The 20,332-nt window shown below is 70.0% G+C and carries 21 protein-coding genes; 1 reads left to right on the top strand and 20 read right to left on the bottom strand.

All coding sequences use genetic code 11. The annotated features are described in order from the left end of the window. The 8 genes from V7E09_RS03400 to V7E09_RS03435 all read right to left on the bottom strand — a co-directional run. Positions 1-1,664, bottom strand: a 1,664-nt coding sequence (locus V7E09_RS03400) for a recombinase family protein (RefSeq protein WP_324523020.1), incomplete at its 3' end; no start/stop codon positions are given. Positions 1,665-1,828: 164 nt separating this feature from the next. Then, complete coding sequence (locus V7E09_RS03405; RefSeq protein ID WP_301442456.1) at positions 1,829-2,029, bottom strand: hypothetical protein; 201 nt, start codon at positions 2,027-2,029, stop codon at positions 1,829-1,831. A 44-nt stretch (positions 2,030-2,073) separates the two neighbouring features. Next, positions 2,074-2,646: a hypothetical protein gene (locus V7E09_RS03410; protein WP_135446884.1), complete on the bottom strand. Its 573-nt coding sequence runs from the start codon at positions 2,644-2,646 to the stop codon at positions 2,074-2,076. A gap of 19 nt (positions 2,647-2,665) precedes the next feature. Then, the gene (locus V7E09_RS03415) at positions 2,666-3,112 is read right to left on the bottom strand and encodes a single-stranded DNA-binding protein (protein WP_135446886.1); all 447 of its coding nucleotides are present in this window, start codon (positions 3,110-3,112) and stop codon (positions 2,666-2,668) included. Positions 3,113-3,203: 91 nt separating this feature from the next. Further along, on the bottom strand, positions 3,204-4,991 hold the full coding sequence (locus tag V7E09_RS03420) for a type IV secretory system conjugative DNA transfer family protein (protein ID WP_135446888.1): 1,788 nt from the start codon (positions 4,989-4,991) through the stop codon (positions 3,204-3,206). Then, positions 4,988-5,572: a hypothetical protein gene (locus tag V7E09_RS03425; protein WP_324512004.1), complete on the bottom strand. Its 585-nt coding sequence runs from the start codon at positions 5,570-5,572 to the stop codon at positions 4,988-4,990. The genes V7E09_RS03420 and V7E09_RS03425 overlap by 4 nt, the downstream gene beginning before the upstream one ends. Beyond that, positions 5,569-7,056, bottom strand: a complete 1,488-nt coding sequence (locus V7E09_RS03430; protein WP_135446892.1) for an ATP-binding protein — start codon at positions 7,054-7,056, stop codon at positions 5,569-5,571. Before V7E09_RS03430 ends, V7E09_RS03425 begins: the two co-directional genes overlap by 4 nt. After that, complete coding sequence (locus V7E09_RS03435) at positions 7,053-8,285, bottom strand: hypothetical protein (RefSeq protein ID WP_240689143.1); 1,233 nt, start codon at positions 8,283-8,285, stop codon at positions 7,053-7,055. Before V7E09_RS03435 ends, V7E09_RS03430 begins: the two co-directional genes overlap by 4 nt. Positions 8,286-8,404: 119 nt before the next feature. On the opposite strand from V7E09_RS03435, the gene V7E09_RS03440 reads away from it, so the two are divergent. Beyond that, entirely contained in the window at positions 8,405-8,845 is a 441-nt protein-coding gene (locus V7E09_RS03440; RefSeq protein ID WP_135446894.1) for a hypothetical protein, read from the top strand. Positions 8,846-8,857: 12 nt separating this feature from the next. On the opposite strand, the gene V7E09_RS03445 is transcribed toward V7E09_RS03440, so the two are convergent. The 12 genes from V7E09_RS03445 to V7E09_RS03500 form a co-directional block, all read right to left on the bottom strand. After that, the gene (locus tag V7E09_RS03445; protein WP_182495687.1) at positions 8,858-10,330 is read right to left on the bottom strand and encodes a PrgI family protein; all 1,473 of its coding nucleotides are present in this window, start codon (positions 10,328-10,330) and stop codon (positions 8,858-8,860) included. 6 nt (positions 10,331-10,336) lie between these two features. Beyond that, positions 10,337-11,749: a conjugal transfer protein TrbL gene (locus V7E09_RS03450; protein ID WP_135446898.1), complete on the bottom strand. Its 1,413-nt coding sequence runs from the start codon at positions 11,747-11,749 to the stop codon at positions 10,337-10,339. Positions 11,750-11,787: 38 nt separating this feature from the next. Next, the gene (locus V7E09_RS03455; protein ID WP_135446900.1) at positions 11,788-12,108 is read right to left on the bottom strand and encodes a DUF6112 family protein; all 321 of its coding nucleotides are present in this window, start codon (positions 12,106-12,108) and stop codon (positions 11,788-11,790) included. Positions 12,109-12,302: 194 nt separating this feature from the next. Continuing rightward, a complete protein-coding gene (locus tag V7E09_RS03460) occupies positions 12,303-12,569 on the bottom strand; it encodes a DUF6112 family protein (RefSeq protein ID WP_135446902.1) in 267 nt (88 codons plus the stop codon). A 6-nt stretch (positions 12,570-12,575) separates the two neighbouring features. After that, on the bottom strand, positions 12,576-14,234 hold the full coding sequence (locus tag V7E09_RS03465; protein ID WP_135446904.1) for a M23 family metallopeptidase: 1,659 nt from the start codon (positions 14,232-14,234) through the stop codon (positions 12,576-12,578). A gap of 18 nt (positions 14,235-14,252) precedes the next feature. Next, a complete protein-coding gene (locus tag V7E09_RS03470) occupies positions 14,253-14,960 on the bottom strand; it encodes a hypothetical protein (RefSeq protein WP_135446906.1) in 708 nt (235 codons plus the stop codon). Positions 14,961-15,026: 66 nt separating this feature from the next. After that, positions 15,027-16,046 carry a ParB N-terminal domain-containing protein gene (locus tag V7E09_RS03475; RefSeq protein WP_135446908.1) on the bottom strand — a complete coding sequence of 340 codons (1,020 nt, stop codon included), beginning with the start codon at positions 16,044-16,046 and terminating at the stop codon, positions 15,027-15,029. After that, entirely contained in the window at positions 16,043-16,936 is an 894-nt protein-coding gene (locus V7E09_RS03480) for a hypothetical protein (RefSeq protein ID WP_135446909.1), read from the bottom strand. The genes V7E09_RS03475 and V7E09_RS03480 overlap by 4 nt, the downstream gene beginning before the upstream one ends. A 6-nt stretch (positions 16,937-16,942) precedes the next feature. Then, entirely contained in the window at positions 16,943-17,341 is a 399-nt protein-coding gene (locus V7E09_RS03485) for a hypothetical protein (RefSeq protein WP_135446911.1), read from the bottom strand. Then, entirely contained in the window at positions 17,338-18,099 is a 762-nt protein-coding gene (locus V7E09_RS03490) for a DUF2637 domain-containing protein (RefSeq protein WP_182495686.1), read from the bottom strand. The genes V7E09_RS03485 and V7E09_RS03490 overlap by 4 nt, the downstream gene beginning before the upstream one ends. Further along, complete coding sequence (locus tag V7E09_RS03495) at positions 18,099-19,070, bottom strand: bifunctional DNA primase/polymerase (protein WP_182496155.1); 972 nt, start codon at positions 19,068-19,070, stop codon at positions 18,099-18,101. Before V7E09_RS03495 ends, V7E09_RS03490 begins: the two co-directional genes overlap by 1 nt. Next, on the bottom strand, positions 19,070-20,185 hold the full coding sequence (locus tag V7E09_RS03500; protein ID WP_135446915.1) for an ArdC-like ssDNA-binding domain-containing protein: 1,116 nt from the start codon (positions 20,183-20,185) through the stop codon (positions 19,070-19,072). The genes V7E09_RS03495 and V7E09_RS03500 overlap by 1 nt, the downstream gene beginning before the upstream one ends. Positions 20,186-20,332: the final 147 nt, after the last annotated feature.

The following is a 20,332-nucleotide window of genomic DNA, read 5'->3' on the forward strand; positions in this document are numbered from 1 at the left end:
TCCACCAGAAGGTCGTTGTTCAAACCAACGACATCACCGGTTTGAGTTCCAGATTCCGCCGTCCGTCCCTGTTGGCGGACGGCGAGGGTCTGGACGTCGCGGTCGAGGAACACGTTGAACGGGACGCCGGGTTCGCCGTGGATGGCGTCGTCATCAGTGACGATGAGCTTGTCGAAGAAGGCTTGGTTGGCGATCCTGCGGAGCGAATCGTCGATGCTCATGTAGATGGCGTGCATGTCCCCGGCGAGGGCGAGGCAGTCGTCCAGGTGGGCTTTGGCTTGGTCGTACTCGATGTCGCCGGCGTTGATCTGCGCGTCGAGGAACGCGAGCCGCCGCGCGATGCGGTCCTGCTCGGTGCCGAGCAGGTCGAGGGGCACGGCTCCGGCGTAATGAGCCTGCATGAGCTTGGTGCGCTCGTCACGGAGCGCGTCGCGTTCTGCCTTGTACCCCTGGGCCTCGTGCTTGGCGACCTGGTGCAGTCGGTCGAACTCACTGGTGACCAGCTCGCGCAGCGCGGTGACGACGTGTTCGGGTATCTGGACGTGGCGGTAGTAGTCCTCGACGGCGGCTTCGATGTCGGGCACGAACATGGACTTGCGTTCGCAGTTGGTGCGGCGGGCGTGCCGGCCGGTGCACATGAAGTACGGGTAGATGACGCCGCGGCGGCTCTTGGCGTTGGTCAGCGTCAGCCGGGACCCGCACTGCCCGCAGTACAGGCTGCCTTTCAGGTAGTGGTCATGGGACTGGGTCTTCTCCCCGGAGGTCTGGTGCGCGGTGAGCACCGCCTGGACGCGGTACCAGACCTCGGGCGCGACCAGCGGTTCGTGCAGGCCGTCGTAGCTGGCACCGCGGAAGCGGACGCTGCCCTTGTAGTAGGGGTTGGTGAGCATCTTGTGGATCGTGGACAGCACCGGCGGCTTGGAGGGCCGCTTCGGGGTCGGCACGGTGGTCAGGCCCCGGTCGATGAGTTCCTCGCGCAGGCTGATCGTGGAGTAGTTCCCGGTGGCGTAGGCCTCGAAGGCCCACGTGATCAGTGGTGCCCGGTCGGGGTCGACTTCGACGGTGCGGACCTCGCGGCCGAGTTCGTCACGCTTGGTGACGTTGAGGTAGCCCATCGGGGCCTTGCCGTTGGTCCCGCCACCCTGGGCTTTCTGGTTCATGCCCTTGGAGACCTCGCCGGCGAGGTTCCGGGAGTAGAACTCCGCGATGGTGGACATGATGCCGTGCAGCAGCATCCCGGACGGGGTCTCGTCGATGTTCTCGGTCGCGGAGACGAGCATGACCCCGGCCTCTTTGAGGGCGAGGTGGATGGTCACGTCGTCGGCGCGGTTGCGGGCGAGCCGGTCGACCTTGTGAACAATGCAGTAGGCGACCTGGTGGGTCTTGACGTACTCGATCATCCGCATCAGCTCGGGCCGGTCGGCCTTGCGGGCGGACTCGCCGGCGTCGACGAACTCCTCGGTGATGATCGCGTTCAGCTCGCGGGCCTTGCGCAGGTTCGCCTCGCGCTGAGCGGGGATCGAGAAGCCCTCGTCCCGTCCGCCCTTGGAGGCCTGCTCTTTGGTTGACACGCGCAGGTAGGAGACGGCGAGTGTGGTGGTCTCGCCGATGCGATCGAGCGCGGTGGCGGCGGGTGGCTGCTGTGCAGTGGTCGTGGCGGTCATGGGTCGTGTTCCCTTCCCCGGTGGTCGGGGCCAGCACGAGCGGCGGCTACCGCTGGTGCGGTGCGACTCGTAATGGGGAAACACGACCCGGCAGCTCCGAAGGAGCCGGCCGGGTAAGCCACGAAGGCCAAACAGGACTGCGCACCACGACCAAGCCCGAAAGCTCAGCCGTTGGCTTCTTGCGCTTCTGATTCTACCTCGCCGTCCCGACATTGCTCTGAGGCCGGCAGGACGGTGTCGGCGTCCGTCGCGGGCGTGGTGCGGTCCTGCTCGGCGCGGGAGCGGGCCATGCCGATGAACAGTTGGACGAGCTTGTGCAGGTCTGGGCTCTGCCGCGGCTCGGCCTCGATCCGGTAATCCCGCATCCTCTCCGGCAGCCGCTCATCCCTGTCGCGGGAAGCCCGGCCGGTCACGGGACTTCTCCGGTGCGCTCATCGAGGCTGCGGAAGAACGCCTCCTCGGCCTCGCGGCGGGCTTCGACCTGATCGAAGACGAACTGTACGAAGTCCTCCCCGCGGTCGGCGATGATCACGTCCTCCACAGGCGGTGCGGGGTCTTCGCCGGGCCAGGTGGTCTGGCGGGTGGGTCGGTCGCGGTCCAGGCGGGTGCCGGAGGCGGCGACCCATTCGCGGAGCCGGTTCCGGGCGTCGGCGAAGTCACGATGCCAGCCGAACGGCGCGGACCCGGCCTGCTCGGGGTCATAGGCGCCCAGCCAATGCAGATGCAGAGCCGACAGCTCCCACACCAGCTCGGGGTGGCGGTGCCAGAACGGAGGCACCACGCTGGCGGGTAGTCCGTAGGTGCGGCGCAGCCACGCCACCCAGTCGTTGAGCGCGAGCCACTCGACTTCCAGATCGTCGGCGGACAGCAGGTTCCAGTTCACCGGGTGCGGCGGCTCGGCCACATCGTCCGCTCCGGCGTCGGGCCCGTCGTCCGGGTCGAAGTGGTCGGGCTCGTCAGGCTCAGGGGTGTACTCATCCATCGTCGTCAGCCCCTTCCGGTCACAGGCTCACGGCCGCGGGCGATGCGGTGGCCGGGCGGTGCTCAGGTGCGGTGAACGCGGTCGCGTCGCGCTCGGGCGGGCTGCGGCGGGGTGTGCGGTCGACGTCGTAACGGGTGCGGGCCATGTCGTGGCCGAGGCGGCGGGCGACGAACTCCTCACCTTCGACGTTCTGCCCGTCGCGCTGATAGCTGTACTCGCGGACATAGCCGTCGGCAATGACCTTGTCGCCCTTGGCCAGTCGTTCGTGGCCCTGCTCAGCGGCGGCCTTGAACGCGACCAGGTTGTGGAAGGTGGTCTCCAACTGCGTGAACGACCCGTCCTGCTCTTGCCGGTAGTGCTCCTTGCCGACCTTCATATACAGCCGGGCATCACCGTTCTCCGTGCGACTGAGCTGCGGGTCGGACGCGACAAACCCCGAGAACGACTGCTGAGTCTGGATAGCCATCGGACTCTCCTCCTGACACTCACGCGACCCCCGTTAGGAACCGCTCGTGTCAGGCAGGTGCACCCACGCGCCCCACAGATGACAAGGGAGGTCAGGTGTCGGCGGGGCGACGCAGCAGCGCCTCGATGGCCGCGCCGTCCGTGCCGAGCTGGGCGGAGTTGGGGCGTGTCGGCCAGGGCCGCAGGCCGGTCACGATCGGCGGGGCGGACCGCAGCAGGGTGACGCCGGTGCCAAAGGGCAGGGTGCGGATGCGGTCGGGCGGGAGGATCGGCACCCTTCTGATGGAGCGTTGGTTCGATCTGGTGCCGTGGTCGCCGAGGGTCACCGAATCGGTGTACTCGTCCCGTTCGCCGATCAGCGAGGAGAGGTCTTGGAGGTCGCGGGAGTTGGAGGCGCCGCCGAGGATGATCTTGACGATGGAGGCATCCCAGATCGCGCCGGCGGCGTTGTCGCCCCACTTCTCCCGCGCTTGTGCGAGGGACTGCAAGACGGGGAGGCAGGTGATGCCGGTGCCGCCGCCCTCGGCCATCAGCGTCGGCAGCGACGGCAACGGGCTGAGGTTGCCGATCTCGTCCAGGGCGAGCAGCAGGGGCGGGTCGAGCCGGGCACCCGGTGAGCGGGCGGCGAGGCGGCGGGCGGCTTCCACGAGGTCTTCCACGAACGCGGCCACGAGGGACGCGGACGCCCCGGCACCCGCACCCGTCGCCAAGAGAAACAGGGTCCCGCGCTGTTGGAGGAAGGCTTCGGGGTCGAAGTCCTCGCCCTCGCGAGCAGTCACCGCGTCGAGGACGCGCGGGTCGGCCAATGCTGAGAGGGCGAGGGAGACGCCTTGCCAGATGGAGTCGCGCGTCTTGGGGTCGGAGTCGATCATCGCGCCGAGGGAGTCGGCCCATCCGGTGGCTGCGCCGGGGTGGTTCGTGAGGACGGCGACGGCTTCGGCCGCGATGGAGGGGTCCAGGGTCCACCGGAACAGCTCGGCCGGCGGCCGGCCGTCCAGAGCGGCGGCGTGCAGCAGGGCTTGGAGAGCGGTGCGGGTCTTGCCTTCCCAGAACCCGCCCGACTCGACACCGCCGTAAGACAGGCCGGTGGAGGCGGCGAGGCCGGTGGCGCGGATCATCGCCGTCAACGGGTCCTCACACCCCCGCACCGGGGACCACCGCAGGCCGGCGGGGACGCCTTCGGCGAGGTGCTGGGGGTCGAACACTCCCACCGGCCGCCCGTCCCGCGCTCGGGCTTTCAGGGTGGCGGTGAGGTTGTCCGGCCGCGTTGACGTGGTCACGACCGCTCCCGGCGCATCCAAGATGGCATTGATGACCACGTGCAGGCCCTTGCCTGACCGGGGTGGGCCGAGCAGCAGGATCGAGTCCTCCACCGATGCCCACACCTGTTTGCCGTGGCTGGTGCCGAGCAGGTACCCGACATCGCCTGGTGAGGGTTGCTCCACGGAGGGGCGCAGTGTGCCGGCGCGGCGCAGCAGTGCCTTGCCGGAGGCGGTTTGACTGACTTCGTGGCCGGTGGCGGTGCCGGCCAGGCGGCGGGGGTCGGTCTCGGTCTTGCGGGTGTGACGGCGCAGCCACACCCACACCCACCCGCCACCGACGCACAGGCCCGCGAGCAGGAGGCCGGTGACGATCCAGTAGACGACCGGGTTCAACCCTGCGGCGTCGAGCGCGGCGGCGGGGTCGGCGGGGTTGAACAGCACCCCGAGCCCCGACGCCGGTCCCGCGGCGGGCTGGTTGGTGCCGGTGAGGAACGCGGCCACGCTGCCTGATGCGCGCAGGATGAGCGCGACGCCGAACATGCCGACCAGCCCGATCAGGGCGGCGTTGGTCAGCTCGTCCCCGAACGACCCGGCCTGCCGGCCCTGCGGGCTGCTCACGGCACTAGCCTGACCACGATCGTGCCGGAGATACGCCCGTAGAGCACCGCCTCGCCCGCGTCGTCGCCCTCAGGCAGCGCGGCGTCGAGCTGTTGCTGGTCGAGCAGGGCTCGGGCGGCCCCGGTGCCGGTGGCGTCGGTGTGGGCGACGATCACGGCGACGGCGATGTCCTCACCGGGCACGAACCCGTCCCCGGTGACCTCAATCAGCACCGGAGGCTCGTGCTGCGTGGTGTGCTTGGCGCGGCGTGAACGCTGCGTCCCCGGCCCGGCCGGTTCGTCGTCGGGTGGTGGTGGGGTGGGTTTGCGGGCGCGGATGAGGTCGGTGAACACGGTCCCGTCGACCTCGCGGACCTCGATCCGCACCGCTACGGTGCGATCGTGGGTTACCGCGTCCAGCAGCGGCCCGAAGGTGCCCCGTGTCCACTCCGAACCCGCGGAAGGTGACGGGAACGGCGTGCCGTCGACGGTGACGTTCAGGGCGCCGTTCTCAGTGACAGTGATGACGACGTGTGGCAGCGCCACCGGTGTCTCGTCGGGCTGCTGGGACGGGGTGTGGTGCAGCGGGTTGCGGCCCTTCATGACTGACCGCCCAGGTAGCGGGCATCGGTCCGGAACAGTTCCAGCTCGACGGGATGGAGCTGGTGCTGCGAGATGAAGCTTCTGGACTTGATCTTCCACAGCCCCTGTCCGACGCCGAGGGTGGGGAGGAGCTTCTGCTCGGTCCCGGTCAGCCCGAGCGCGGCGGCGGTCGGGCCGAGCTGGTCGGACTCCTGCCGGTAGACGATCCGGGTCTCGGCGTTCGCCAACAAGGAGTTGGCGAGGGACCGCATCGCGGAACCTTGGTCGCCGACGTTGTCGAGGTCGGTGAGCTTGTGGAAGATCAGCATGTTCGCGATCCCGTAATGGCGCGCCAGCCGCCAGTGCGCGTCCATCCGCCGCAGCAGCGCGGGGTGGGACATGAGCCGCCAGGCCTCGTCGTAGATCACCCACCGTTGCCCGCCGGCCGGGTCCAGGAGCGCGGACTCCATCCATGCGCTGGAGCACGTCATCAGCACCGAGATGAGGGTGGAGTTCTCCGTCACCCGCGACAGGTCGAGGCTGATCATCGGCAGCGACGGATCGAACGCCACAGTGGAGGGGCCGTCGAAGAGCCCGCCGAGGTCCCCGGCAACCAGGCGACGCAGGGCATGCCCGACGAGCCGGCCATCCTCCCCGAGGCGCCCATCGTTGTCTTGGGATGGGGACAGGATGCGGTCCACGACCATCGGCAGGATCGGCACCGTGTTCTCCCGCACCGTCGCGGTCAAGGCGAGGTCGATGGCGGTGTGCTCCAGCGGCGTCAGCCCGCGCGCCAGCACGGTTTCGGCGAGGGCGCCGATCAGATCGCGACGCCGGGAGGCGACCGTGGAGGCCCACTGCTCATCCGACAGGCCGGAGGGCCGGTGGCCTTCATCGAGCGGGTTCAGTCTCGTGTGCAGCCCGTGACCGAGGACGATCGCCCTGCCGCCGACCGCTTCGGCGACCGCGGTGTGCTCGCCCTTGGGGTCGCCAGGCACGTAGACGCGGCGGCCGAACGGCAGGGACCGGGTGTAGAGGCTCTTGGCGAGGGATGACTTGCCGGAGCCGACGATCCCGGCCAGGACGATGTTGGGCGCGGTGATGATGCCGCGGGCATACAACACCCAGGGGTCGTACACGAATGACCCGCCGGAGTAGAGGTCTTGCCCGACGAACACGCCATCGGAGCCGAGGCCGCCTTCGGCGACGAACGGATACGCCCCCGCCAACGTCGCGGACGTGTCCTGATGGCGGGGCAGCCGGAACCGGCCCGGCGACCTCAGCGCAGCGGGTCCGGGTTCGCCGACGGCAGGCAGGTAGGTCGTCGCCCGGCGCTCGGCCTTCTCAGCTTCGGCCTTCGCCCGCGCCGCCTGCTTCTCGGCCCGACGTTGCTCGGCCTGGAGGCGGGCGGCGGCCTGGCGGCGTTGCTTGCGCAGCCGGCGTCGCTCGGCGGCAGGAGCGACCAAGACCGAGGTGTGCAGCCGCTCGGGCTCACTCGCGCTCACAGCGAGAGTCCTCGGGACTGCTTCACCGCAGCCACACCGGGATGCTCGAACCACGACGGATCGGGCGCCCTCCGCGACGGCACGGACGCCGCCTGTCTCGCTTCCGGCTCGGGGGCGCCGATCCCGGCGATTGCCTCCCGCGCCGGCACCACACCAGAGTCTTCGAGGACGTCGGCGGGCGGGGTGTGGTGTTCGCGGAGAAGGCTGACGTGGCCGGCGAACGGGTTGTAGGTGAGGGTGTAGCCGTCCTCGCCAGTGATCACCCGGTCCAGCGGCCCGGTCGGGGGCTTGTCGTAGACGTAGCCGTTCTCCAGTGCGGCCTGGGTGGTCTCGTCCCCGTAGTCATAGCCAGCGAGGTGTTCGAGCGCCGCGGCGGTGCCGTCCCGGTCGATCACGTCGAGTACCTGGTCGGCTTCCTCGCCTTGGAGGAACACCACGCTGATCCACTGCCGGCCCGTCCCGGACGCTTCGCTTGCCGGGGCCGGCTCGGCGGGCTCGGTCAGCTCGGTGAGCGCGTCGGCGTTGGTGCGGGCTGCCTCGGCCACCCATTCCGGGAACAACCCTGTGTGCTCGGGCGTGCTGTCGGGATGGTCGAGGGCGTACTGGCGGGCCTCGCCGGCGGCGCCAAGGAACGTGGCGAGGTCGCGGATCGCATGGTCGGGGTCGACGGGCTGGCCGGCGCCGGTGAACAGGTCCCGACCCTCCAGCTCCCGCCCCGTAGTGGTGTCGATGATCCGGTAGGCATAGCGCTGATGCTCACCCGCCGGCGTATCGGGCCACACCGTCAACGTGAGTGTCCCGGCCTGCACGGTCGTGGTCGCGGGGTCGCCATCGAGGCGCGCGGCCAGTCGTTCACGGGCAGCGTCTCGATCCACGACTGGCTCGGGGTGCCACGCGATTCGCCCGGAGTGGGAGAACGCGGTGTTGAGGTGGTCGTGGGCCTGGTCGAGCAGGGTCCCGGCTCGGTGCAGCTCGTCGGCGGCAGCGAGCGCGGAGCGGTCCCCGGCGAGGTGGTCGCCGTCATCGTGCTGTGCCCGGTCCCGGTGGGCGAGGTGAGTATTGGCGAGCTGGTCTAGCACCTGCCGCAGCGATCGCATGGTCGCGGTGAGGTCACCGAACACGGTGTAGGTGTCGGCCGGGTCATCGAACACACGGGAGGCGTGGGCGAGACCCCGCATCGCTTCGGACGCCTCGGCGGCATCGGTGAGCGGGTCGCGGAACGTCGGCATGATGGGGTCTCCCAGACTGATTGAGGGCGTGTGCTCTCAGGTGCGCGGGGTGTCCCTTATCGACGGAAGCCACTGATAGCGGACAGGAGGTGTCCGTGGTGGCGTCTACGGTCGATGACATGACGAGCATTCAGCAGACGCGGACTGTCGCGCAGAAGATGGGCGTCAAGCCCGGCCTGCGTGCGTATCTGCGCGACGCGCCGGCGACGGCTGTCACGGCGATGGGCCTTCCTGACCTCGACGTTCCTGAGACGTTGACGGGCGAGTTGGACTACCTGCATCTGTTCGTCGTTACCCAGGACCGGCTGCGTGAGCAGTTCGGCGAGCTGCGTGACCGACTCCGTCCGGGCGGGATGCTGTGGGTTTCGTGGCCCAAGGGCGGCAAGCTCGGCACCGACCTGACCATCAAGTCGGTGATCGCGATCGGTTACGAACTGAACATGGTCGAGAGCACCTGCCTGCGTATCGACGAGGTCTGGTCGGGACTGAAGTTCACCCACCCCAAGCCCGGCAAGACCTACGCCAACAGCTACGGCACCCTCCCAGACCAGCGGACCTGACTGCGGGCGTGCTCATACGCGGCGGCAGAGTGGAAGGGCGGCGGCGGTGAACGCGGCGGCCTGCTGCCCGACCAGGAGGCGGGTCTCGCAGGAGGCTTGGATCGCGGCCTGCTCGATCGCCGCCACCCCGGCGTCCAGCTCCTCGACGGTGGGTGCGGAGACGGCGATGAGGCCGGTGTAGCGGAGGATGCCGTGGCCGGCGGTGAGGTCGGCTTCCTGTTGGAGCACGTCGTGGTACTCCGCGGTCTGCGCCGCGTCCTCGATCTGCCCGATCTTCGCCCGTTGAGCCTGGTCGGAGATGTGCTCGACCTTCTTCTTCCGGATGTCGCGGGCCGCGGCATCGGAGCGCAGCGGCGTGCACAGCAACGAGAAGCTCCGCTGAATCCCGGTCGAGAGCAGCACCGGGGACAGGAAGCCGGGATAGACCAGCGAGCGGGGCCACTCCGAGACCCACAGCACCGCGTGGTGCGCCGAGTCGGTGCGCAGCCGCGACCAGGACTCGTTGACCGCGACCGGCCCGGCGGTGGCGAGGGACTGGCCGAGCTGTCCGTGGCGTTCGAGGGTGGCGGCGATCGCCGGGTCATAGGCCGAGCGGAGGATCACTGCGATCTGTCCTGGGGTGAGCCATCCCGAGGGTGCCAGGTCGGCCGAGCGCAGCGCCGCGACGAGGGTGTTCATCTCTTGGCGCAGGACCGCGGCCGCGCCGCGCAGGCCGCCGCCGGCGGTCCTGATCTGCCGCGCGGCCGTGTTCATGTCCAACGCCAGCGACAGCGTCGTCGCGTGCCTCTCGCCTGCGGGACCTGCGCGGTCGATCAGCTCGGCGTACGTCTGTGCGGCCCAGGTGTCGTCGGCGGTGCCGTGCGCTTCCCACCATTCCGCGAGGCCGGTACCGGAGTCCGGCAGGGTGCGTTCCAGGACTTGCAGGGTGGCGATGCGGCCGGAGCGGCACACGGTCGCCAGGACACGGCCCCAGGAGGTGACGCGCCGTTCCTGCTCGCCCGGATCGAGGAGCACGAACGCCGGATGCGTGACCTCGCAGACCACCGTCAGCGTGGCGGCGGTGGGGTCGTGGATCATCCCCGCGTTCGTTTCGGGGTCGGTGTACTCGCGGAGTCGCGCCATGTCGCCGGGCAACGCGAGTGTTCCCACTGGTCGGGGCTTGACGACGTGGCGGCGGTAGAGGAGTTGGCCGCCGGTGGTGCGCCAGAGCCACCAGCACGCGACCGGCAGCCATTCCACCGCCGGCCGTCCGGCGACCGGTATCCAGGTCAGGGCGGCGGCGATGACCCAGATGGGGGCGGTGTAGGCGAGCAGGATGCCACCCCCGGCGTAGAGGGCACCGACGACCGAGAGGACGCCGGTGGCGAGGGTGATGAGCTGCGCCAACGACAGTCCCAACAACACGCCGCGGCGGGTGAGGCGGGAGAACTTCACCGGCACCAGCTCACCCGACGACCCAGCGGGCTCGGTCTGCTTCGCGGACATGGCGGCTCACTCCTTCCCGGTCGGCTTCGGCGCCGGCGGCGGGGGCTGCTTCGGCGGACGTGCCTCCGGCTGGGACGGCCCCGCCGTGGGTCCCGCGCCGGGCGTCTTGGGTGCCGGGGTCGACGGCGGGGGCGCCTGCGCGGGCGGCGGGGTGGTGCCCGTCTGGCCCGCGGAGTCGGCGGTGGAGTCGGCTTGGTTGCCGATGGCCTCGCCCGCCTTGGGTCCGGCGGTGGCGGCGTCCTTGGCGACCTTCGCCGCCACGACAGCGGCTGCGGCCGGACCAGCCGCCGCACCCGCGCCAGCCCCACCGCCCGCACCTGCTCCTGCGGAGCTGCTGGCGGCCGCCTTGCTGCCCGCGCCAGCGGTGCCGCTGGAAGAGGCTGGTGTGGGGTTCTTCGGCTCCGGCGGCTTCTTCCCACCGCCACCACCGCCACCGTCGTTGTCGTCGAGGACCTTCTTCGGCTCACCGCCGCCGTTGCCGCCGGGCTTGGAGGGGACCGGGACGGGACTGTTGAGGGCGTTCTTTGCGTCCTGTTCGGAGCCGATGGCGTGGTACATGTCGAACCCGACGAACGCGATGAACTTGTAGGTCAGATACGGGGCGAACGCGGCCATCGCCATCAGCACGATCCCGGCGATCGGATCGGCCACCGAGGCCAGGTCGCCGTCGATGGGTGCGCTGACTTGGGTGATGGCGACGAGGAACATCACGACCAGGACGAGCTTGGAGCAGATCAGTGCGATGACGAACATCGCCCACTTGCTGATCCATCCCCGACTGGCATCCCACGACGCCCCGGAGAAGGCGAGGGGTGCGAACACGATGGCCACCAGCAGCAGCGCCTTCCTGACCAGCAGGGAGAGCCAGACGATGGCGGCGGCGGCGATCGCGAGGCCGGCGAGGAAGATGGTGATGATCGCGCCCACGCCGGGGGCGGCGATGTTGATGCCGACCAGGCCGGCGGCGAGCAGGGCGATCTTGTCGCCCATGCTCTCGGTGGTCTCCCCGGCGGCCTGGATGATCCCGATGCAGAGCTGGTCGACGATCTCCAGCAGCAATGCGGTCAGGGTGATGACGACGAAGCTGCCGAGCACGCTCTTGGCGAGCCCGAGTGCGGCACGGGACAAGGCGGTGGGGTCGCGTCGGATGAGGCCGGTGATGAGCTGGAGGCAGAAGAAGATCAGCATCACGAACACCGCGATGCCGAACAGGATGTTGTAGACGCTCACGTACTCCGGGCTGGTGACGTCCACGAGCGTGGTGGTGTCGAACACCGCCCAGACGGCCTCGAACAGCCACCCGGCGGCGGCGCCCATCGCACCGGCGAGCCAGTCGAACGGCGCCGACACCAGACTGGCAGCGGCCTCACCGGCGGTGTCGCAGACGGTCGAGACGAGGGGGATATCGCACACACCCACCGCAGATCACTCCTTCACGCCAGGGTCGAGTAGGGCGGTCAGACCTGCTGGCCGACGTTCCAGAAGAAGTTGATGAGCGTGACCGACGCCCCGCAGATCACCGCGGCGCCGCAGGAGACGAGGACGCCGATCTTGCCCCTGCCCGCGAGGTGGGGGTTGGAGGAGTTGGCGCCGAAGCCCCACACGATCGCGCTGATGATGAGTGCCAGGACGGAGAGGATCAGGCCGACGGTCATGACGGCGCCGACGATGGTGCGCAGCTGCGCGATGCCGGGCAGGCCGTCGCTGTTGGGGTCGATGTTGATGTCCATCGGCACCACGAGCGGTGCGGCGAGGACGGTGGTGGCGAGGTCGAACACGATGGGCTCCTGACAGGAACAGCCCGCCAGAGACGGCGGGGAACACGGACGGGGTTCACGCATCAGGTGCGCCCCACCTCCACGTGTCCGAGTCCGACCACCGAGAGGCGCAACAGACGGATGCCGCCCCACCCCGGCAGGGCGAGACGGCATCCGTGGCGCGACGATGGATGACGGCGGCGGCGTGCGGGGTGTCAGAGCTGGTCGCCGAGGGCGATGAGCCAGTTCATCCACGCGACCCCGCCGCCGGCCAGTACCGCGGCGCCCAGGGCGACGAGGACACCGGTGCGGCCCTTGCTCGCGATGGCGTGGTTGCCGTTTGCGGCGGCGATCGCCCACACGATCGCGGACACGATCAGCATGAGCACCGCGACGATCAGCACGAACGTCAACAGCGCACCGATCACCGCACGGAGGTCACCGATGCCGCCGAGCCCGTCGAAGTCCGGGAACACGTCCATGACCGCTCAGCTCCCGGCTCGTACGGAGACATGGACGTGGTCGGCGTGCGATCCGGTGATGCTGTCGGGGTCGTGCATGCCGCCGCCGTCGTAGGGACGCCAGCCCTCGGCGTCGCGGGCGAGAGACCAGATTTTTCCGTCCCAGATCAGGTACTCCACGCCCAGGGCTTCGGCATGGGTCTTCATCCAGTTCGTCACGTCCCAGCCGAGCTCGCGCTGCGCCGGGGTCGGGCGCTGGCCGATGGCGTTGCCGAACGTGCCGTCACAGGCGCGGCCGAGGGGGTGTTCGGAGACGGAGCCGGGGCGGGGTGAGTAGCAGGCCCAGCTCGTGTCGGGGAACGCGACGATCGTCTGCTGATACAGGTGCAGCATCCGCGCGGTGATCTGCCCATCCGACGTGGGGTCGTCGACCATGCGGTTCGGGTCGCCCTCGAACGGCTCCGGCGACCCACCGGGAGCGCTGCCATTCTCAGGGTCGCAGTCCTCGCCGGGGGTGCCGGGGCCGGTCTCAGGTTCGGGCAGGTCGGCCGCGTCATGGGAGTTGAGCCAGGCGGCGGGGTCGGTGTGCTCACCGTTCGTGCCGCCGATGCGGACCTCGAAATGCAAGTGCGGACCCGTGGAGTTGCCGGAACTGCCGATGTCGCCGATGTGCTGCCCGGCGACCACCTGGTCTCCGGGCGCGACGTGGATGCCGTGCTCCCACATGTGCGCATACGCGGTCGCGACCGTCTGACCGCCGATGGTGTGCTCGATGACGATGAGCCCGCCGTAGCCGCCGGAGAACTCCGCCACCGTGACGGCGCCATCGGCTGCCGCGAGCAGCGGGGTGCCGTCCGGGGCGGCGAAGTCGGTCCCGGTGTGGAAGGAGTCCTCGCCGGTGATCGGGTGCACCCGCGGCCCGTACTCGGAGGTGAGGACCCAGGTGCCCTCCGGGACCGGGAACACCACCCGCGAGGACTCCGGCCGGGCAGCCTGTACGACCGGAACCGCGTCGCCACCCGCGGCCGTCGTGGTGGTGAGGGTGGACAGGATGGCCTCCGCGACCGGCTCGTAGTTGCGGTACCGGTCGGGGTAGGCGGAGACTTCGACGGCTTGGGCGGCCTCGCCCTTGTCCATGTCCTCCCAGCCGGGAATGTCCAACAGGCCCCGCGGCGAGGGGTGGTTCGGACCGGTGGGTCCGCCGAAGAACGCCTCCGCCTGATAGACGGGGTCCATCAGCTCGGCGACGGTTCCCCACCCGGACTGTGGCCGCATCTGGAACAGGCCCAACGAGTCGTGGTCTCCGCCGTCGCCGTCGTTGGGGTAGTTCGCGCTCTCGGGGTAGGCGCTGGTGTTGGAGAGCATCCGCAGGGTGGATTCGGTGAGTGCGGCCATCAACGCGATGACCAGCCCGTCGCGACTCACGCCGTCGATCCCGGAGCCGGTCTCGATGATCGTCGCGGCGTGGGTGAGCTGGGTCCGGTTCAGGGTGAAGGTCTCACCGTTCGCGGTGGTGACCTCCAGCTCGTCGGGGACGTCGCCAACGGTGAGGTTCGTCCCGCCGGGGACGACGCAGGCGCCGGTGGCGGTGAGGGCGGGGTTCATCACCACGCCGATCCCGACCAGGATCAGGGAGGGGGCGAGGAAGAGCACCGCGAGGGTGGCGATGGCGAGCTTCTTCAACACGACCGATCAACCCCCTGGCTACTGGAGGGGGTTGTCGAGCTGGGACAGCCGCAGCAGGTGGCAGGTGTCGTAGGTCGGTGCGCAGACGATGAACACCGTGAACGCCACCGCATGCTCCGAGGCGACTTGCTCGTCGTTCCAGACCCCGGTGCGGTGGCGGGTGCCCTCGATCGTGTACGCGATGGTGCCGGGCGCGAGCTGGCCCGGCTGGGCCTGCTCGACCGCCTCACCCCACGCCTCCGGCACATAGGCGTCCTCGATGGTCAGGTGCTGGGCGGTGGTGTACTGACGAAGCTCCAGCCAGGCTTCCCGCGACGGGAGGTATGCGGCGACGTCGGAGGCGAGCCCGGCCTGCTCCGCACCCGAGGGGTCGCCCACGGCGAGGATCACCGAGCTGTAGTCCAGCGGCATCAACCCGCTGCCGGTGTCCCAGGCGAACAACGCCTCGGCGACGTTGCCGGCGAAGGTCTCCGGGTCATCGGACGCCTCGACCTCCGGCAGCGCAGGCAGAGTCGGTGTTCCGGTCGGGCCGGGTTCGCCAGGTGAGGTGACCACCGGCCCCGGCCGCGTCCCGCTGTCCCCGCCGGGTGTATCGGGCTTCGGTCGCCCGGCCAGCAGGCCGTAGACCCCGATCCCGGCGAGCACCACGATCGCCACGAGCGCGGCGATGAGTGCGATGAGTCGGTGACGGGAACGAGGATCAGACGAGGCGAATGGGGTCTTCATACCCGGCAGGTGCGCCCACCCTGACCAGACGGAGGAACCCGAGGACGGCGATGGCGCACGGCCCGGTCAGAGGGCGCGCAGATGCCCCCGCGCCGCGGGGGCATCGTCGGCTGCCCGGCGGTCGCGGGCGGCGCGCAGCTCCTCGGCGAACCGGCTGGTGCCTTCGGCGGTGTCCAGGAAGCCCGCGATCTGCTCGTCGGTGAGTTCGGCGGCGAGCTGGTCGGGGTCGTAGTGGGTCCACCACTCGGTCAGCTCGCCCCAGGTGTGGATGAACGCCCGCACCGGATACCGCACCGGCTCCCCATCGACACCGGTCAGCGGCACCGGGCGCGGCACCGGCTGCTTGCCCTTCTGCTTCTTGGCGGCAGTGGCGCGGGCGACGGCCTCGTCGGCCATCTGATGTAGATCGGCCTCCCGCGCGCCCTGCGCAGCGATCGCCGCGTCGCGAACCGCCAGGTAGATGGGATGCACCGGGGCTCCGGCCTCGATCCGCTCCAGCCCCGCCTGTGCCTCAGCGCGCAGGCTCTCGGGTTGGGCGGGGTCGGCGGCGAGATGTTCGAGGTAGCCGATCTTCTCTAGGGTCGTGTGCGAGGCGCCGCCGGGGACCATCGCCGCCGCCTGTTCACGCGAGTCCCCCAAAGCGGTTGACGGTCCCGCAAAATTTGCGGGACCGTCACTCCCCGGCTGGTAGTCGCTGCTGAACTGCGTGGAGACCTTGCGGCGGGCGGCGTCTTCGGCCATGACCTGCTTCAGCTCCCGGTACAGGGCGGCGGCCTCGCGCTGGGTGAGCGGTTTGTGGAGCATGTTGTCGTCCTGTTCGGCCAGGAGCTGTCCGAGTCGGTCGGAGAGTCCGGAACGGACCCACACGTTGACCTTCTTCTCCCCAAGCCGCTTGATCGCCGCGAGCCGACGCGCTCCGCAGACGAGCACGCCGTCCGGGGTGACGGTGATGGGTTGCAGCAGTCCGTCGCGTTCGATGGAGGCGGCGAGTTCGTCGATGTCGCCCAGCTCGGTGCGGTGCCGCCGGCCGACCCGGATGGACTCGACCGTCCACTCCAGCTCGATGTGTCCCGGATCGAAACTCACTGCGCCTCACCCCCGGCGGGACGGCGCCGTGGGGCGGCCAGGGAGAGGGAGAGCACGAGGTCGTCGTCGCGCAGCAGCACCGGCAGCGTCTCGCCGATCAGCAGCCGCAACAGCACCCCCTTGCCGGCACTGGTGGCGGCGTAGGCGGGGTGGGGGTTGCCGAGCAGTGCCCGTAGCAGCACGGTCCACGAGGCGCGGGGCAGGTCGAGTAGGGCGCGGGCGTGCCGGTCTCGCCGCAACGCCTCGTAAGCGCTCTGCCGGGTACCGGCCCGCATCAGCGCCCCACAGACATGCTCCACCGACGCCCGCGCGGTCTCCGGTGCCCAGCCCAGCAGGCACAGCAACCCGATCGCGTCCTCGCTCGCCGACGCAGCGGACATGCACGCCTGATCCGAACCGCCGGAACCACTATCGCCCGCATCGGCGCTGGTGTCGGTCTCGGTGTCTACGGCACTGGGGTCGGTGACGTGGAAGGCCGGGTCATAGTCCATCAAGGCGTTGTCGCGATCGCCGAACCGCTCCGGGTCATGGAACGCGGACACGTGGGGGCGGCGGGCCTGGTGGACCGAGCAGAGCAGTCCTTGGGCGCGTTCCTCGAAGATGCAGGTGATCCGCACCCCGTGAGTGACCATCGCCCACGGATCGTCCGCGCGCCGGGTGGAGGCGTACTGCATCGCGTCGAACGCCGCCGACGCGGCTTCCCAAGGGTCCAGGCCGTGCTTGCGCGCTAATGGGGTGTACTTCTGCGCGGCGTAGGCCATCAGCTCCCGCGCCACGGGGTCGGAGGTCCATGCTCCCTCGCCTGCCTCGTGCAGTCGAGTCAGCAGGGTGCGCAAGCCCTCACCGGTGGTGAAGTCTGCCTCGTCGTGGTGGTCGGTTGTGGTGGTCATGGTCGGTCACCTGTTCATCCCGACACCCGAGCGCACCGGAGACTCGTGAGTAGCACCGCTGCGGCCGAAGGCGGACAGCGGCGGCAACCGGCGCGCCCGGTCGGCGAGGTCGTGCATCCGGTTCGCGATCGGGGCGCGGGCGCGGCGGGCCAGCTCTGCCTCGAAGTCGATACCCCGCCCCGACAGCGACGCGGAGTGCCGAGCGATCAAATCGGTGGGTCGCACCCACTCCACACCCCGCGCCCGCCTTCTGGCGATGGGCGTGCCCAGGTCGCCGTCGCGGCGGACGTGGGCGGCCTCCACCGCATCCGGCGTGCCGGTCTTCTCGACCGGCTCCGACTGCTCATGCCGCCGGTCGGGTGTCTCGTGCTGCTTCTCGTGCTGATCGTGCGGGTTCCCGTTCATCGGGTCGCCTCCTCACCATCGGTCATCTCAGGGGTGCTCGTGTCAGGAAGGTGCGCACGGGCGAACCAGCGGCCGACCGTGGACGGATGCACACCGAGTTCGCGGGCGATCCGCTTGTTCGACCACCCCGCGCCCCGCAGGTCCGCCGCCCGGTCCCTGCGCTCCAGTGCCGGTGCGGACGTAGACGTGTCGGGCACGTTCCTGCCCGCCCGATGGGCTGGCTCGCCCGCGGTGCGCGGCGTGGTCAGCTCTCGCGGCTGTGACGTTGACGGTGCGTCGAGGACCGCGGGGGACGAGGCCGTGGGGTCGGAGACCGCGGCCTCGGGACCGGCGGTGCCGGGTGCGGGACGGGTGAGAATGACGGTCAGGTGGGTGATCGCCAGCAGCACCACCGGCGGCACCGCCGCCACGCTGGCGGCCAGCACGCCGGGCACGTCGGCATCGGCGGCGACCACAGCGTGGATCGCGTTGGCGGCCACCGAGACCGCGGCGCCGCCGATCAGCAGCGCCCACGGATACCACGCCGTCTTCTGCCCAGCGAGAGCAACGACGGCGACGGTGGCGACGACGATGATGCCGTCCACGATCAGCGGCCACGCCCACGCCTGCCCCGCACCCACCCCGGACCTGGCGGCCAGGTCCACCAGTGCGGTGAAGGAGAGCCAGAACGCGCCGGCGGCGATGAACACCGTCCCGGACACCGCCGTCACCACCGCCCACCGGCGACCCGCTGCCCTGCTCGCGATCGGGGTGGTCATCACAACCCCCACACCCTTGATGACTCGGTTGACGGGCGAGCGGGATCACGGTTGAACCAGCCGTCCGCGGCCAGCGGCGACGAACCCCGCACCGGTGACGACCCATCGCGCGCGCCACGCCGGGCAGGTGCGGGGTGGACGGTGCGGTAGGCGGAACGGACCGTGGTGACGATCTCGCGCTCGGCGAGCCCAGCGTGACTGGCGGCCGCGGTCAGCACATCCAGCGCATCCGAGGCGGGGAGCCCGTTCTCCGCGAGGCGGCACGCGGCCCAGAACAGGCCACGGTTCCGCTCACCTTCACCACGGGCGGCGACCCACGCCGCCAACCGGGACACGTCCACATCGGCGTCCCGATCCACACCGCCAGACGCAGGACGGCTCGGTGTGGGGTGGGGGTCGAGGAAGTCCCGCAGCCGCTGCGCGTCTAGGACGCGGGCGGGGCCGGTGTTGACCTGCTCGACCTGGTACCCGCTTGTGGTGCCCTCGATGGAGCAGGTCGAGGGCGGGACGATGATGTAGCCGCCGTCGCCGCGGAAGTCGATCCCCGCGCGAGCCGCCTGCCACGACCGCTGCTCCGAGCCGGGCGTGGCCGGGTAGTAGGCGTGCATCCCGCCGGTGGGCGTGCGCACCAGCAGCTCCCACCCGTGCACCAGCCCGGCGCGGTGGGCACGGTCGAAGCTGGCGCGACCATCGACCGGGCCGTGCACATCGACATCCACCACGACCGCGCCCGAGGCGGCGCCGGTCGGGACGCCGATGTTCGCCCCCGGCGACTGCCGCCACCACGCCTCAATCTGATCCAGGTTGGTGGTGGCGTCGTGGAAGCCGTGCTCGGTCGCCGGCCGCTTCCCATACGAGGTGCATGGGAAGACCGGCACGCCCGCAGCCGCGAACTCGCGCGCGGCTGCCGACAGCGGCCATGACCCGTTCATCCGAAGCAGGACCGAGGAGACGGCGCCGTGCTCGGCCATCACAGCCCCCGCGCCTCGAACGCCGGCACCGGTACGGAGCGTGCACCTGGTTCAGGCAACGACGCCACCCGCCGCGGCGAAGTCGGCTCGGCTGCCGGTCGCGCATGTACGGCTACCTCGCGGTGGGCCGTGTCCCGCTCCAAGCCAGGTGGAGTGCCGTCACCGACCTGCGCGGTGTCGAGTCGGTCCAGGATCGCCAGGGCGGTCTTGCGGACCCGCTCCCCGGTGGCCTTGACCACCTCCACCGGCTCCTTGCCATCCACCCGAGCGGCCCAGGTGGAGACGTACGGGATCGTGTAACCGGAGGTGTCCATCCCGTGGGCGGCGCCGACCATCAAAGCGACGGACTCGGCCTCGACCTCACCGATCCCGCGATGCTGCCGCGCCTCCTCCTGGTCGGGACCGTGGAGCAGGACATGGCCGAGTTCATGAGCGAGGGTCTTGACCTGCGCGGCGGGGTCCATGTCCTCCCGCACCGCGACCGTGTTCGCGGAGTAGTCGGTCATCCCGTTCGCACCGTCGATCATCCCCGCATGCGGCACCCGCAGCACCGCGAACCCGGCCGCCTCCACCTGCTCAGAGAGGCCGTCCCACAACCCCGCGGGCGCCTCGCCTTCCAGCAAGTTTGGTGCTGGGGGCTCGGGGATCGGGTCACCAGAGGTCTGCGAGGCGTCCCACACATAGGCCGGGCGGACGCCCACCATCTTGGAGCGCACCACCTCACCGGCACGCGGCTTCTCACCCTTCCCAAGACGCCGCCAAGACTCCGCATCCGCAGGGTTCGCCGAGGCAAACCGGCCCGTCACGGGAGCGAGAATCTGATAGCCGGGCTGGCCCTTCTCCACCTGCCGGCCGAGTGTCTGCCACTGCTTGTAGCCGGCCACATACGACGGGAACGGCCCCGGAACCCGACCCTGCTCGTAGGCACCCTGATGTTGGTCCCAGATCAGCAGGGTGTTTGAGAACGATCTGGCCCTGAACTGTGCCGCGAATGCGAGCGCGCGCGACCAGTCCTCACCGGAGACGAGGTGTTCGACCGCCCCGGTCAGGCGCTTGTGCAGCTCATCGAGCTTCGCCTCCCGCGCCGCCTGCGCTCGCTCTCGTGTCGTCGCCATCGGCGTGTCCTCCCGATACTCTGAGCACCCGGCCGACCAGGCCCGGTGACCATTAGGTACGCCGCGAAAACCAGCAACGACAGACGGACAACGAAACAGGCGATGTGACCGTCAGGTACGGCGGTCAACCCGACGAGTCCCCACCGG

Source organism: Propioniciclava sp. (assembly GCF_036744435.1).
Taxonomy (GTDB): Bacteria; Actinomycetota; Actinomycetes; order Propionibacteriales; family Propionibacteriaceae; genus Propioniciclava.

Excerpts from the sequence above, each read along its gene's own strand:
- V7E09_RS03405 (WP_301442456.1), bottom strand. The coding sequence starts at position 2,029 with ATGCGGGATTACCGGATCGAGGCCGAGCCGCGGCAGAGCCCAGACCTG.
- V7E09_RS03410 (WP_135446884.1), bottom strand. The coding sequence starts at position 2,646 with ATGGATGAGTACACCCCTGAGCCTGACGAGCCCGACCACTTCGACCCG.
- V7E09_RS03415 (WP_135446886.1), bottom strand. The coding sequence starts at position 3,112 with ATGGCTATCCAGACTCAGCAGTCGTTCTCGGGGTTTGTCGCGTCCGAC.
- V7E09_RS03425 (WP_324512004.1), bottom strand. The coding sequence starts at position 5,572 with ATGAAGGGCCGCAACCCGCTGCACCACACCCCGTCCCAGCAGCCCGAC.
- V7E09_RS03435 (WP_240689143.1), bottom strand. The coding sequence starts at position 8,285 with ATGCCGACGTTCCGCGACCCGCTCACCGATGCCGCCGAGGCGTCCGAA.
- V7E09_RS03440 (WP_135446894.1), top strand. The coding sequence starts at position 8,405 with ATGACGAGCATTCAGCAGACGCGGACTGTCGCGCAGAAGATGGGCGTC.
- V7E09_RS03445 (WP_182495687.1), bottom strand. The coding sequence starts at position 10,330 with ATGTCCGCGAAGCAGACCGAGCCCGCTGGGTCGTCGGGTGAGCTGGTG.
- V7E09_RS03460 (WP_135446902.1), bottom strand. The coding sequence starts at position 12,569 with ATGGACGTGTTCCCGGACTTCGACGGGCTCGGCGGCATCGGTGACCTC.
- V7E09_RS03470 (WP_135446906.1), bottom strand. The coding sequence starts at position 14,960 with ATGAAGACCCCATTCGCCTCGTCTGATCCTCGTTCCCGTCACCGACTC.
- V7E09_RS03480 (WP_135446909.1), bottom strand. The coding sequence starts at position 16,936 with ATGACCACCACAACCGACCACCACGACGAGGCAGACTTCACCACCGGT.
- V7E09_RS03485 (WP_135446911.1), bottom strand. The coding sequence starts at position 17,341 with ATGAACGGGAACCCGCACGATCAGCACGAGAAGCAGCACGAGACACCC.
- V7E09_RS03490 (WP_182495686.1), bottom strand. The coding sequence starts at position 18,099 with ATGACCACCCCGATCGCGAGCAGGGCAGCGGGTCGCCGGTGGGCGGTG.
- V7E09_RS03495 (WP_182496155.1), bottom strand. The coding sequence starts at position 19,070 with ATGGCCGAGCACGGCGCCGTCTCCTCGGTCCTGCTTCGGATGAACGGG.
- V7E09_RS03500 (WP_135446915.1), bottom strand. The coding sequence starts at position 20,185 with ATGGCGACGACACGAGAGCGAGCGCAGGCGGCGCGGGAGGCGAAGCTC.